The organism is Streptomyces sp. NPDC087420 (assembly GCF_044744165.1).
GTDB lineage: Bacteria > Actinomycetota > Actinomycetes > Streptomycetales > Streptomycetaceae > Streptomyces.
In genome coordinates this window covers 154,408-167,608 of record NZ_JBIUXU010000006.1, presented here as the reverse complement: position 1 = coordinate 167,608, position 13,201 = coordinate 154,408, and the positions used below count along the sequence as shown (strand labels likewise).

At 71.8% G+C, this 13,201-nt stretch carries 12 protein-coding genes; 5 read left to right on the top strand and 7 right to left on the bottom strand.

The annotated features are described in order from the left end of the window. The first annotated feature begins 36 nt into the window (after positions 1-36). The 4 genes from ACIO1C_RS14135 (at position 37) to ACIO1C_RS14120 (ending at position 3,424) form a co-directional block, all read left to right on the top strand. Positions 37-1,062 carry a FecCD family ABC transporter permease gene (locus ACIO1C_RS14135; RefSeq protein WP_401862567.1) on the top strand — a complete coding sequence of 342 codons (1,026 nt, stop codon included), beginning with the start codon at positions 37-39 and terminating at the stop codon, positions 1,060-1,062. 2 nt (positions 1,063-1,064) lie between these two features. Further along, a complete protein-coding gene (locus ACIO1C_RS14130; protein ID WP_401862564.1) occupies positions 1,065-2,171 on the top strand; it encodes a FecCD family ABC transporter permease in 1,107 nt (368 codons plus the stop codon). A 4-nt stretch (positions 2,172-2,175) separates the two neighbouring features. Beyond that, positions 2,176-3,075 carry an ABC transporter ATP-binding protein gene (locus tag ACIO1C_RS14125; protein ID WP_401862561.1) on the top strand — a complete coding sequence of 300 codons (900 nt, stop codon included), beginning with the start codon at positions 2,176-2,178 and terminating at the stop codon, positions 3,073-3,075. A gap of 73 nt (positions 3,076-3,148) precedes the next feature. Further along, complete coding sequence (locus tag ACIO1C_RS14120) at positions 3,149-3,424, top strand: hypothetical protein (protein WP_401862560.1); 276 nt, start codon at positions 3,149-3,151, stop codon at positions 3,422-3,424. A 100-nt stretch (positions 3,425-3,524) separates the two neighbouring features. On the opposite strand, the gene argB is transcribed toward ACIO1C_RS14120, so the two are convergent. Then, entirely contained in the window at positions 3,525-4,394 is an 870-nt protein-coding gene (gene argB / locus ACIO1C_RS14115; RefSeq protein WP_401862557.1) for an acetylglutamate kinase, read from the bottom strand. Next, entirely contained in the window at positions 4,391-5,338 is a 948-nt protein-coding gene (locus ACIO1C_RS14110; protein WP_401862555.1) for a methionyl-tRNA formyltransferase, read from the bottom strand. Before ACIO1C_RS14110 ends, argB begins: the two co-directional genes overlap by 4 nt. A 76-nt stretch (positions 5,339-5,414) precedes the next feature. On the opposite strand from ACIO1C_RS14110, the gene ACIO1C_RS14105 reads away from it, so the two are divergent. Continuing rightward, entirely contained in the window at positions 5,415-6,779 is a 1,365-nt protein-coding gene (locus tag ACIO1C_RS14105; protein ID WP_401862552.1) for a lysine N(6)-hydroxylase/L-ornithine N(5)-oxygenase family protein, read from the top strand. Positions 6,780-6,879: 100 nt separating this feature from the next. Here the strand turns inward: ACIO1C_RS14105 and ACIO1C_RS14100 are convergent, their stop codons facing one another. From ACIO1C_RS14100 to ACIO1C_RS14080, 5 genes are all read right to left on the bottom strand, one after another. After that, entirely contained in the window at positions 6,880-8,061 is a 1,182-nt protein-coding gene (locus ACIO1C_RS14100; protein ID WP_401862549.1) for a PP2C family protein-serine/threonine phosphatase, read from the bottom strand. Between the two features lie 141 nt (positions 8,062-8,202). Continuing rightward, the gene (locus ACIO1C_RS14095) at positions 8,203-8,874 is read right to left on the bottom strand and encodes a response regulator (RefSeq protein WP_401862546.1); all 672 of its coding nucleotides are present in this window, start codon (positions 8,872-8,874) and stop codon (positions 8,203-8,205) included. Further along, complete coding sequence (locus ACIO1C_RS14090; RefSeq protein WP_401863186.1) at positions 8,871-10,223, bottom strand: histidine kinase; 1,353 nt, start codon at positions 10,221-10,223, stop codon at positions 8,871-8,873. The genes ACIO1C_RS14095 and ACIO1C_RS14090 overlap by 4 nt, the downstream gene beginning before the upstream one ends. Positions 10,224-10,269: 46 nt before the next feature. Beyond that, the gene (locus tag ACIO1C_RS14085) at positions 10,270-12,483 is read right to left on the bottom strand and encodes an MMPL family transporter (protein ID WP_401862544.1); all 2,214 of its coding nucleotides are present in this window, start codon (positions 12,481-12,483) and stop codon (positions 10,270-10,272) included. A 260-nt stretch (positions 12,484-12,743) separates the two neighbouring features. Further along, the gene (locus ACIO1C_RS14080; protein WP_401862542.1) at positions 12,744-13,109 is read right to left on the bottom strand and encodes a YybH family protein; all 366 of its coding nucleotides are present in this window, start codon (positions 13,107-13,109) and stop codon (positions 12,744-12,746) included. Positions 13,110-13,201 lie beyond the last annotated feature (92 nt).

Sequence of the window (13,201 nt, the reverse complement as noted above, 5' to 3'; positions counted from 1 at the left end):
TGCCTAACCTAAGGACGTTGACGTGGAGAGAGTTCGGTGACCCGGGCGAAAGCCCCTCGCGCGGTGCTGCTCGTGGCACTGCCCGGCGCCGCCCTTCTCACTTTGTGCCTGCTGTCGATCGCGTTCGGAGCGCTGAGCGTTCCGCTCGGCCAGGTCGTGGAGACCCTGTTCGGCCACGCGCCCAGCGCGCGGATCGATAGTGTCATCTGGTCGGTACGGGTACCGCGTACGGCACTCGGTCTGGCGGCCGGAGCCGCCCTCGGGCTGTCGGGCTGCCTGATGCAGGCCCTGACCCGCAATCCGCTGGCCGACCCCGGTGTGCTCGGGGTCAGCGCGGGCGCGGCCTTCGCCATCGCGGTCTCCGTCGGGGTGTTCGGCCTCGGGTCGGTCTACGGCTACATCTGGTTCGCCTTCGCCGGGGCGCTGTTCGCGAGTGTGCTGGTGTATCTGCTGGGCGGGCTCGGGCGATCCGGTTCGACACCGGTCAAACTCGCCCTCGCCGGGGTCGCGATCACCTCGTTGCTCTCCTCGCTGACCAGCGCCATCGTCCTCACCGACGCGGACGCGCTGAACCGCTTCCGCTTCTGGGAGGCGGGGTCCCTCGCCAACCAGAACGGCGACACCCTCGTCCAGGTCCTGCCGTTCCTCGCGGTGGGCGCGGTCCTCGCCCTCGCCTCCGCGCCGGCGCTCAACAGCCTTGCCCTGGGCGACGACGTGGCGGCCTCACTGGGGCTGCGGCTGGGGCTGATACGGATCCAGGGCGTGCTCGCCGTGACCCTGCTCACGGGCGGGGCGGTGGCCGTCATCGGCCCCGTGGTCTTCGTCGGACTGGTCGTCCCGCACGTCGCGCGGATCCTCACCCAGGCGGCGGGCATCGGCCCCGACCACCGGTGGCTGCTGCCGCTGTCGGCGGTGCTCGCGCCCTGTCTGCTGCTCCTCGCCGACATCGCCGGACGTCTGATCGCGCGCCCGGTCGAGATCCAGGCCGGCATCCTGGTCGCCTTCATCGGCGGCCCGTTCTTCATCGCGATGGTCCGCCGCCGACGACTCGCGGAGCTGTGAACATGACCGGTCCGCTGCCCACCCGCACCCCGGCCGCCGCCGTGCCCGCGCCATTTCCGCGCCGTACCGCCGGACGTGTCCCGTTCCGGCTGGCCTTTCCCCCCGTCTCCGGGGTGGTACGGCCCCGGCTGGTCGGGGTCTGCGCCGGTCTCGCCGTCGCCACCTTCCTGGTGTTCTGCTGGGGCATGTCCGTGGGCGAGATCCCCCTCGGCCTGTCCGACGTGGTGCGGGCGGTGCTGGGCACGGGCGATCCCGGCACCCAGCTGATCGTCCAGGAACTCCGGCTGCCGCGCGCGACCACCGGGCTGCTCGTCGGGATCGCCTTCGGGATCTCCGGCGCGCTCTTCCAGACCATGACGCTCAATCCGCTGGCCAGCCCCGACATGATCGGCATCACCCAGGGCGCGGGCGCGGCGGTCGTCGCCGGTCTCGTCCTCGGCTGGGACGCGGGGCTGAGCACCCAGTCGCTGGGCCTGGCGGGCGCGTTGGCCGCCGCCCTGCTCGTGTACGTCCTGGCGTGGAAGCGCGGGACCACCGGCTACCGGATCGTGCTCGTCGGGATCGGCATCTCCTGGATCTGCACCAGCGTCACGGACTATCTGATGGCCCACGGCGGGCAGTTCCAGGCGCAGGCCTCGCTCGGCTGGCTCGTGGGGAACCTCAACGGCCGCGGCTGGAACGAGGTCAGGCCGCTCGCCCTCGCGATGGCGGTGCTCGTACCGGCCTCGCTCCTGCTGGGCCGCCGGCTGCGCACGATGCAACTGGGCGACGACGTGGCCAAGGGCCTCGGCACCGCCGTGCAGCCCGTGCGGCTGGCCACGCTGCTCACCGGTGTCGGGCTGGTGGCGTTCGGTACGGCGGCTGCGGGACCGGTCGCGTTCGTGGCGCTGGCCGCGCCGCAGGTCGCCCAGCGGCTGGCCCGTACCGCCTGGCCCCCGCCGGTGGCCGCCGGTCTGACCGGCGCGCTGATGGTGCTGGCCGCGGACCTGGCCGCGCGGGAGCTGATCCCCGATACGGAACTTCCCGTCGGCGTGGTCACCGGGGTGCTCGGCGCGCCGGTGCTGCTCTGGCTGCTCGTCCGCGCCAATCGCGTCGGCTCAGGAGGCTGAACCCATGTCATCGAAATCCGCGCCCGACACCGACCCGACGGCCACGCCCGCGTCCACGCCGACGCCGACGCCCACCGAAGCCGCTGTCGCCAACGCCGGCGCCGGTCCCGACCTGCGGGCCGAAGGGGTACGGCTCGCGTACGACAACCGGATCGTGGTCGACCACCTGGACGTGGCGATCCCGCCCGGCCGGATCACGGCGATCGTCGGGGCCAACGCGTGCGGCAAGTCGACCCTGTTGCGGGCGCTGGCCCGGCTGTTGTCCCCGCGCGAGGGTACGGTCCGGCTCGACGGCCGCTCCCTCCACTCCATCCCGACGCGGGAGTTGGCCCAGCGGCTCGGCATCCTGCCGCAGGGGCCCGTGGCGCCGGAGGGCCTGACGGTCATCGACCTGGTGGGGCGCGGCCGTTCACCGCACCAGACGTGGTGGCGGCAGTGGTCCAAGGGCGACGAACAGGCCGTGCACGACGCGCTGCGCGCGACCGCCATGACGGACCTCGCGGACCGCCCGGTCGACGAACTCTCCGGCGGCCAGCGCCAACGCGCCTGGATCGCCATGGCGGTGGCCCAGGGCACGCCGGTACTGCTGCTGGACGAGCCGACGACGTATCTCGACCTCGCGCACCAGATCGACGTCCTGGACCTGATCACGGACCTCAACCGGCACGAGAACCGCACGATCGTGATGGTGCTCCACGACCTCAACCAGGCCTGCCGGTACGCGGACCACGTCATCGCCATGAAGTCCGGCACGATCGTCGCCGAGGGCCCCCCGGCCGAGGTCATCACGGCGAAAACGGTGGAGGAGGTCTTCGGCCTGCGCTGCCAGGTCACCGAGGACCCCGTCAGCGGCACCCCCATGATCATCCCCATGAGCCGCCACCACGAGCCGGCGCTGCCTTAGCCTGCTCTTGTGGGCCGAACCGCCTTGAAAGCGCGCGACAACGCCGGTCCAGCTCCTGAGTAGGGTGGTGGCCATGGCCAAGGGAAGTGGGCGGCACCCCCAGCCGGATCCGGACAGCGGCGTCGAGGACGTGACGATGCTCATCCTGGAATGGCTCGGCGAGCAGGGCGTGGACGCCATGATCAGGGTCGACGCGGAGCGTGTACGTGAAGGTCGGACGGCGTGGACGTTCGCCGCTTCCGGTGGGCCGCTGGACGGCGGGATGAGGGCCGACGGGGCCTCGGCCGCCGCGTGCATGGGGAGCGCACTGGAGCGATTGCGACAGGCCGGCCTGGCCGTTCCCTTCTGAAGCCGTACCCGGCGTCCGGCTGCTCCGTCCGGTCCTCGACCACGCGGCGGACCGGCGCCGGACGGGCCGTCGGGCCCGTCCGGCGATCCCGCCGGGTGTCCTACGCCCGCGCGTCCGGCAGGACCGTGGTGCCGGAGGAGCCCGGGTCCAGCAGGGCCGTCCACAGGGCGTGGCGTACCCGGCCGTCCAGGATTTGGGCCGTGGCCACTCCCGCCCGTACCGCCTCGCGGCACGCCTCCATCTTCGGGAGCATGCCTCCGTCGAGGCCGGGCAGCAGGAGGTTCACGTCCCCCGCCGTGAGGCGCTCCACGACGCGGTCGCTGTGCGGCCAGTGCGCGTACAGGCCCGGCACGTCCGTCAGGACGACCAGCGTCTCCGCCTCCAGCGCCGCCGCGATCGCGCCCGCCGCCGTGTCGGCGTTGACGTTGTAGATCTCGCCTCCCTCGCCGCGCGCGACCGGCGAGACGACCGGGATGTGGCCGTGGTCCAAGAGGACCCGTACGGCCGCCCCGTCGACCTTGGTGATGGTCCCCACCATGCCGATGTCGACCGGCTCCCCCGCCACCCGCGCGTAGTGCTTCTCCGCCGTCAGGGTGTGCGCGTCCTCGCCGGTGAGCCCGACCGCGTACGGGCCGTACTCGTTGAGCAGGCCGACCAGTTCGCGCTGGACCTTGCCGGAGAGCACCATCCGTACGACGTCCATCGCCTCCGGCGTGGTCACGCGCAGCCCCGCCTCGAAGCGGGACTCCAGCCCGTGCCGGGCCAGTTGGGCGCTGATCTGCGGGCCCCCGCCGTGCACGACGACGGGTTTCACCCCGGCCCGGCGCAGGGCGACGACGTCGTGGGCGAAGGCGCGCTTGAGCGCGTCGTCCACCATCGCGTTCCCGCCGAACTTGACCACGACGATCCGGCCGCGCAGCCGCTCCAGCGCGTCCGTACCGGCGCCGGCCGGCGCGAGGACCCCGCTCACGGACGAGCGGTCAGGTAGCCGCCCATGGTCCGGAAGTAGTCAGTGGCCGGGTGCTCGACGCCGTCCTCGGTCCGCACCCGCTTGATCACCAGGCCCTTGCTCCGGCCGAAGCGTGCCTCCGTACCCGCCACGATGACCACCCCGTCGCCCTCGCGGATGAAGACGCGGCCGGGGGTCCCTCCGTAGTTCGCCCGCGAGAGCGCCGCCGAGACGATCCGTATCCGCTCGCCCCGGTGGTACGTGAAGGCGTTGGGGTACGGGTCCGACTGGGCGCGTACCAGCCGCTCCAGGTCCTCTGCGGGCCACGTCCAGTCGATCCGGCTGTCCTCGACGGAACGCTTGTGGAAGAAGCTGGCCCGGCTCCGGTCCTGCGCGACCCACTCCGCGGTGCCCGACTCGATCCGGTCGAGGGAGTCCCGCACGATCGGCCCGATGAGGTCGACCGTACGGTGGAAGAGGTCGGTGGCCGTGTCGGTGGGGCCGACCGGGACGGAACGCTGGAACACGACGTCCCCGGCGTCCAGTTCGCCATCCATCCGATGCGCGGTGACACCCACCTCCCGCTCGCCGTTGATCAGCGCCCAGATCAGCGGCGAGAACCCCGCGTACGAAGGCAGCAGCGAGTCATGGACGTTGAGCGTGCCGTGCGGCGGCAGGTCGAAGATCTCCGGTGGCAGCCACGTACGCCAGTTGTTGGCGACGATGATGTCCGGCGCCGCCTCGCGCAGCGTCCGGAGCAGTTCCTCGTCGTCGGGGCGGTTGCGCAGCAGCACCGGTACGCCGTGCTTCTCGGCGAGTTCGGCCACCGAGTCGTCCCAGATCTTCTCGTAGACGTGGTCGCTCTTGGGGTGGGTCACCACCAGCACCACTTCGTGAGTGGAGTCGAGCAGCGCTTGGAGCGTGCGATGACCCCAGGTCTGGTAGCCGAACATGACGACCCGCATGGTGAATCCTCCTCAGACGTTGCAAGGTAAGGCTAACCTTATCTAACATGTGCCTGCTTAGGGAGGCGATGACGCGGTGAACCCACTGCACAGTGAGCCGGGCTCGGTCCAGGACACCCATGACATCCATGACGTACTGGGCATCGGCTTCGGGCCGTCGAACCTGGCGCTCGCGATAGCGATCCAGGAGCACAACGCACGAGTCCCCGACGACGAACGGATACGGGCCGGGTTTCTGGAGAAGCAACCGCGTTTCGGCTGGCACCGGGGCATGCTCATCGACGACGCCACGATGCAGGTCTCGTTCCTCAAGGACCTGGTCACGATGCGGGATCCGACGAGCGACTTCAGCTTCCTGTCGTACCTGCGCGAGCAGGGCAGGCTGGTGGATTTCCTCAACCAGAAGACGCTGTTCCCCCTCCGTATCGAGTTCCACGACTACTTCGAGTGGGCCGCCGCCCGCGTGGACGACCTGGTGGAGTACGGCTCCGAGGTCGTCTCCGTGGAGCCGGTGACGGTGGAGGGCGAGGTGCGCTGGTTCGACGTGGCCAGCCGCGACCCCGCGGACCCGGAGCGGCGGATCGTGCGCCGGGCGCGCAACCTGGTGGTCGCCACGGGCCTGGAGCCGCATCTGCCGCCCGGGACCGTGCTGTCGGACCAGGTCTGGCACAACAGCCAACTCATGCCCCGGGTGGCGGAGTTGGCGCGCAGCGGCAAGCAGGTGCGCCGGGCCGTGGTGCTGGGCGCCGGGCAGAGCGCCGCGGAGGCGGTCGACTACCTGCACCGCAGCTTCCCGGAGGCGGAGGTCTGCTCGGTCTTCTCCAAGTACGGCTACACCCCCGCCGACGACAGCCCCTTCGCCAACCGGATCTTCGATCCGGAGGCCGTCGACATCTACTACAACGCGCCGCGCGGCGTGAAGCAGTCACTCTTCGACTACCACCGGGCCACCAACTACTCGGTGGTGGACATGGACCTGATCGAGGCCCTCTCCCGGACCATGTACCAGGAGAAGGTCCAGGGCCGGGAGCGGCTGCGCATGCTGAACGTCTCGCGCATCCGTGAGGTCGAACCGCGCGGGGACCGACTGGACATCACCGTGGAGTACCTGCCGACCGGGGAGCGGGAGGTGCTCACCGCGGACGTCCTCGTCCACGGGACGGGGTACCGGCCGCAGGATCTCGGCGAGCGCCTGGGCGGCGTCGGAAAGCTGTGCCTGCGCGACGACGAGGACGCGCTCCTCGTCGGGCGTGACCACCGCGTCGTCACGGCCGCGAACGTGACCGCGGGGATCTATCTCCAGGGCGGTACGGAGCACACCCACGGGATCACCTCGACGCTGCTGTCGAACACGGCGGTACGGGCCGGCGAGATCCACGAGGCGCTGCTCGCGGAGCGGGGGAGCCGGGGGCCCGCCCCGGTGAGGGCCGGCACCGTCTGAGGACGGGCCGGCGGGGGGCCGGACGGCGGTGTACGGAACCTGGGTCCGGCGCCCGGGACCGGCCCCGGAGGCGGCCCGGCGCCCCTATGGCCCCCGCGCCTCAGGCCGCCGGCAGGTCCGACTGCTCCCGCAGCCGCTCCAGGGCGACCAGCGCCACATCGTCCTCCAGCCGTCCTTCGACGTGCTCCAGCAGATCCTTCACCAGGCGCTGGAGCAGCTCGTCGGGGTCGCACCAGAGCAGGGCGTCGAAGCGGTCGTGCGCGGGGTAGAACGCGCCCGTGCTGTCCCGGGCTTCGAGCAGGCCGTCGGTGTGCAGGAGGAGCGTGTCCCCGGACTCCAGCGGGAAGCTGTCCAGCTGGTAGTCCTCGACGTCCCCCGCCAGGCCCAGCGGCGGCGCGGGGTGCGGCGAGCGCAGCAGCGTCGTGACCCCCCGGTGGGAGCGCAGGGGCGGCGGATGGCCGCAGCTGATCATCCGTACCACCGGGGCGTCGTCCGGGATCTCCAGGACCAGGGCGGTGATGAACCGCTCGCCGCTGTCCCGGTCGGTCTTGCCGACCTCCCGCAGATGCCGGCCCACGCTGCCCTCCAGCGAGGCCACCAGCTCCGGCAGGGTGGCGTCGCGGTGGGCGGCCTCCCGGAAGGCCCCCAGCACGGCCGCGGCGTCGTCGACCGCCGGCAGGCCCTTCCCCCGTACGTCCCCGATCATCAGGCGGACCGCGCCGGGGGTCCGCTCGGCCGCGTACAGGTCACCGCCGATCTGCGCCTGCGCCGCGGCCGAGCGGTACACGGACGCGATCCGCAGCCGTCCGATCCGGCGTGGCAGGGGGCGCAGCACGGCGCGCTGGGCGGCGTCCGAGACGGATCTGACCTGGACCAGCGCCTTGAAGTCCATGTCCCGCAGGCGCCAGAACAGCACGACCAGGCCGCAGACCACCAGCAGGTCGATCAGGTGGATCGGCAGGATCGGTGAGTCCATGAGCCCGTCACGGATGTCCAGCGCGGCGGCGGCCACACACGCCAGGGCGGTGATGAGGGCGGTGAACCGGGGACCCACCAGACCGGCGGTCAGCGCCGGCACCGCGACCAGGAGCGACGCCAGGTGGATGTCGACGGGGACCAGGAACCCGACCACGGTCACCGCGCACAGCACCGCCAGCGGCAGGACCGTGGGCGCCTGCCACAGCAGTCGGAGCAGGAAGGTCTTGCCCGCCGTGGCTCCGGACCAGCGCGCCAGGGGGCCCGGACGGGCACGCGTGGCGGTGGGAGTTGTCCGTTCTCTCACAGGGATGCCTCAAGCGGGGAGCGGGAGCGGGTCGGTCGCGGAGAGGGGTCTTTGATCAGCGATTGTCCTGATTTTGACCTCGACCAACTGTACGCGTATCGCACAGAACGTCCAGAGCCGTGTCCCGTCAGGCGGATCCCGTCAGGCCGATCCCGGCTGGACGATGCCGGACTCGTACGCCAGGATCACCACCTGCGCGCGGTCCCGGGCCCCGAGCTTGGCCATCGCCCGGTTGACGTGCGTCTTCACGGTGACCGGGCTGACGTACAGCTCGGCGGCGATGTCCTGGTTGGACAGCCCCCTCCCCACCCAGGTGACCACCTCCCGTTCGCGCGGGGTCAGGCCGGCCAGCCGCTCCGCCGCGTCCGGGTTCGGCCGCTCGGTCTGCGCGAGGAAGCGGGAGATGACGCTCTTCGTGGCGGCGGGCGAGAGGAGCATGTCTCCGGTGGCGATCACCCGGATCGCGTCGAGGAGTTCGTCGGGGTTGATGCCCTTGCCCAGGAAGCCGCTGGCCCCGGCCCGCAGGGCCTCCGCCACGTACTCGTCGTTCTCGAAGGTGGTCAGGATCAGCACCCGGACCCCCGCCAGATCCTCGTCCGCCATGATCAGCCGGGTCGCGTCGAGGCCGTTCATGCCGGGCATGCGGATGTCCATCAGGACCACCTCGGCCTGGCTGCTGAGGGCCAGCCCGACCGCCTCCCGGCCGTCCGACGCCTCGGCGACGACCTCCATGTCCGGCTCGGAGTCGATGAGCAGCCGGAACGTACCCCGCAGCAGTGCCTGGTCGTCGGCGAGCAGCACCCGGATCGTCATGCCCGGCCGCCACCGAGGAGGCGCACGCCGGTGATGAGGCAGGGGGTGGTGGGTTCGGCGGGGCTCGGGATCCTGCCGGTGGGGCCGGTGGGGCCGGTGCCGGGCAGAGGCTCCGGGGCGCTGTCGCCGGGGCCCACGGCACCGACCACGCCCGCCGCCGGGGACGAGGCGGTCGCGGGCGGGGCGGCCCCGGCGCTCAGCGGCAGTTCGGCCGTGACACGGAACCCCGCCTCCGGGGCCGGCCGCGCCCCGGCCGTCACGGTGCCGCCCGCCGTCCGCGCCCGCTCGTGCATCCCGATCAGGCCGTACCCGATGCCGTTCCCCGCACCGGCGTCCCGTCCGTCGTCCTCGACGGTGATCCGCACCTGGGCCGCCGTGTAGTCGAGACGCACCCGGGCGCGGGCGCTCCCCGCGTGCTTGTGGGTGTTGGTCAGGGCTTCCTGGATGATCCGGTACGCCGTGAGGTCGGCCGTCGCCGACAGCGCCCCCGGCTCCCCCGCGCACACCAGCTCCACCGGCAGCCCGGAGTGCCGGAACCGCTCCAGCAGGTCGTCCAGGTCGGCCAGCCCCGGCGCCGGCTGCGTCGAGGGCGCCTCGCCGGGCTGGCGCAACAGACCGACCGTGGCGCGCAGTTCGTCCAGCGCCGACCGGCTGGTGTCCCGGATCCGTTCGAGGGCCGTGTACGCGTGCTCCGGGTCGGTGCGCATCAGATGGTGGGCCACCCCGGCCTGGGCGTTGACCAGGGTGATGTGGTGGGCCACCACGTCGTGCAGCTCGCGGGCGATCCGTACCCGCTCCTCCGTCACCCGGCGCAGCGCGACCTCCTCGCGCGTCCGCTCGGCGCGCTCGGCCCGTTCCGTCGCAGCCGCCAGGACCTCCCGGCGGCTGCGGACGCCGTCGCTGATGGCGACGGGCAGGCAGGTCCAGGGGAGCACGCCGAGGTTCATCGGCAGGTTGTCCACCCCGGGCCGGGCGAACAGGGCGACGGCCGTCAGCGCGAGGACGACCACCCCGGCGACCCGCCACGCGGTACGGCGGCCGGTGTGCGCGGCCATCACGTACAGCGCGATCACGGTCGCGGTGGGGTACGTCTTCTGGAAGTCCGGCTCGATCAGGAACAGCCGGGTCACGTCGAGGGCGGCGGTCACCAGCACGACGGGCACCGGCCAGCGGCTCCCGGCGAGCAGCGGCAGACAGGTCATCACCACCAGGCCCGCCGGGACGGCGATGGCGGAGTCCGACGCCCTGAGCGCGACGCTGAGGGTGATCGACAGGAGGACGACGACGGTCCCGAGGGCGACCACGGCGTCATGCAGCGCCGGGCGCGCCCTGACCCGGCTCCACACCATCGGGATCACTCGTCCTCCTTCGCCGTACCGGGGGCCCGCCGGGGACTCAGCGCCCGACCGGCACATCCTGCCTGTCGTTCCGGTCCTGCCGGTCCGCCGCCGTGTCCGGCACGTCGTCCGGTGTCCCCTCGATGGAGAGACGCGGCAGCAGCTTGTCCAGCCATCGCGGCAGCCACCAGTTGCGCGCGCCGAACAGATGCATCAGCGCGGGCACCACAACCATACGCACGAGCAGCACGTCCAGAAGGACGGCGAGCGCCAGGCCCAGGCCGAACTCCGCGACGATCCGCTGGCCGCTGAACATGAAGGCCGCGAACACACACGCCATGATGACGGCGGCGGCCGTGATGATCCGCCCGGTCTCGGCCTGCCCGATCCGTACCGCCCGCGCGTTGTCCCGGGTCAGCGTCCATTCCTCGTGCATACGGCTGATCAGGAACACCTGGTAGTCCATGGACAGGCCGAACAGGATCGCGATCATCATGACCGGCGCGAACGCCTCCACCGGTCCGGCGGCTCCGGCGCCGAGCGCCTCGGACAGCCAGCCCCACTGGAAGGCCGCGACCACCGCGCCGAAGGCCACGCCCATGGTCAGCAGGTTCATCACCACACCGATCAGCGGGACCAGCACACTGCGGAACGCCACCATCATCAGCAGGCAGCCGAGGCTCACGATGATCAGGATGAACAGCGGGAGTTTGGAGACGATGACGTCGGAGAAGTCGACCCCGCTCGCCGTGCTGCCGCCCACGTAGACCTGGAGGTCGGTGTTCTGCTCGGCCCGCGGGACCACGGTGTCCCGCAGGTGCGTGATCAGGTCGGTGGTCTGCACGGACTGGGGCGAGCTGGTCGGGACGACCTGGATCGTGCCCACGTCCTGGCCGGGGGCGAGCGGCGGGGCCACCACCTGCGCGACCCCCTTCACGCCGGAGAGGTCGGCGGCCAGGGACTCCAGCGCCGTCTTGTCCTGGGCGTGCGGTGCCTGGGCCACCAGCAGGAGCGGCCCGTTGAAGCCGGGCCCGAAGCCGTCCGCCAGCAGGTCGTACGACTGGCGGCTCGCGCTCGACGAGGGGTCGTTGCCCGCGTCGGCGCTGCCCAGCCGCAGGGAGAACACCGGCAGGGAGACCACCACCATCACGAGCAGGGCCAGCAGCGCCTTGCCGCGCGGCTTGGCCAGGACGGCGGAGGCCCAGCGGCCCCACACGCCCCGCTGCTCGTCGTGGACGGGACCGTGTTCGCGCAGGGTCCGCCGCTGCTTGCGGCTCAGCACCCGGTGTCCCATGAGTCCGAGGAGGGCCGGGAGGAGGGTGATCGAGGCGAGCACGGTGAGGGCGACGGTGAGCGCGGAGGCGGCCGCCATGCCGTTGAGGAAGCCGATGCCGAGGGCGTACTGGCCCAGCAGGGCGACCACCACGGTCAGGCCCGCGAAGATCACCGCGCGTCCCGAGGTGTCCAGGGCCCGCGCCGCCGCGTCCTCGACGGAGGATCCCGACATCAGCCCCTTGCGGTGCCGGTTGACGATGAACAGCGCGTAGTCGATGCCCACACCGAGCCCGACCAGGGCGGCCACCGTGGTCGCCACGTCCGGGATGGAGAGGGTGTGGCTGAGCACCCCGGTGCCCATGATGCCGGCGCCGACCCCGGCGACGGCGGTGAGGATGGGCAGGGCGGCCGCCCAGAGCGAGCGGAAGATCAGCAGCATGATCAGGAGTGCCGCGATCACACCGACGATCTCACTGGTGGGTTTCAGCTCGTTCTCGGCCGCCTTGAAGGCCTGCCCGCCGTACTGCACGTCGACCGTGTCCGTACGGGCCTGCTTCACGAGCGAGATGACGTGCTCGACCTGCGCCTTGTCCACGTCGTTCGCGGCCTTGTCCAGTGTCACCGCCGCGTACGCGGTCGCCCCGTCCCGGCTGATCTGTCCCGCGCCGCCCTTGGCGTACGGACTCGCGACCGACGCCACCCCGGGCGCCCTGGATATCCGGTCCAGCACCCCCGTGAGGTCCTGGCGCACCGCGCTGTCGGTCACCTTGCCGCCGGTGGTGTGCCACACGACGGTGTCCCGGTCACCGGAGGCGGCCGGGCTGCTCTTCTTCAGCAGGTCCAGGGCCTTGCTGGACTCGGTGCTCGGCGCGGACAGCGTCGTACTGAACGCGCTGCCCACACTGTTCGACACCGCGCCCAGTCCGACCAGCACCCCCAGCCAGATCAGTGCGGTCAGGAGCCGGTGCCGGTAGCACCAGCGGGCAAGGGCGGACATCGGTCCTCCAGGAACAACGTGCGGCTGAGAATACGGAAAGCTGCGGAGAGAGCTGCGCGGACGCAGCGGGCGCCCGGCAGGCTCCGCGCTGAGCCCACCTCGCGCCTGTCCCACACTTCCTCAGGAAGGTCCGTACGTCGTCCTGCCACCGCAGGCGCCCCGCCTGCTGCGAGCGCAGCAGGCAGGGACGCGTCAACCCCCGCGCCGATCCCCGTCCCCGGCACCCCCGGCCCCGTCCCCGGCACCCCCGGCCCCGCTCCTCAGCGGGTGGGCGGGTTGAACTCCGGCTGGTCGAGGAGGCGCAGCCAGGTGCCGTCGGGCTGGCGGCGGACCACCTGCGCGCGGGCTCCCGAGCCGTCCTTCGGCGGGGTGGAGGTGAGCGCGATGTCACCGCTGACCAGGGTCGGCAGCGGCGGCTCCGGCTCGAACTCCGGGGCGTGCGCGAGCACCTCCTCCCACAGCAGGCGAATGGCCTCGCGCCCCTCCGTGACCCGGCCCGGCGGGTAGGCCATGACGGCGGACTCCTCGTAGAGCGCGGCGATGCCGGCCGCGTCACCGGCGTTGGCGCGCTCGACGAACAGCCGGGTGAGGTCTTCGGGCTTCAGGGCCTTCTCGTTCTCCGTCATAGGAGGTCCTTCCGTGCGTGGCCGGGCTTCTGGCTCCTCCAGTCTCGAACGCCCCTATGCATAAGTCCAATCAATCGATCCGATCAGTGCCA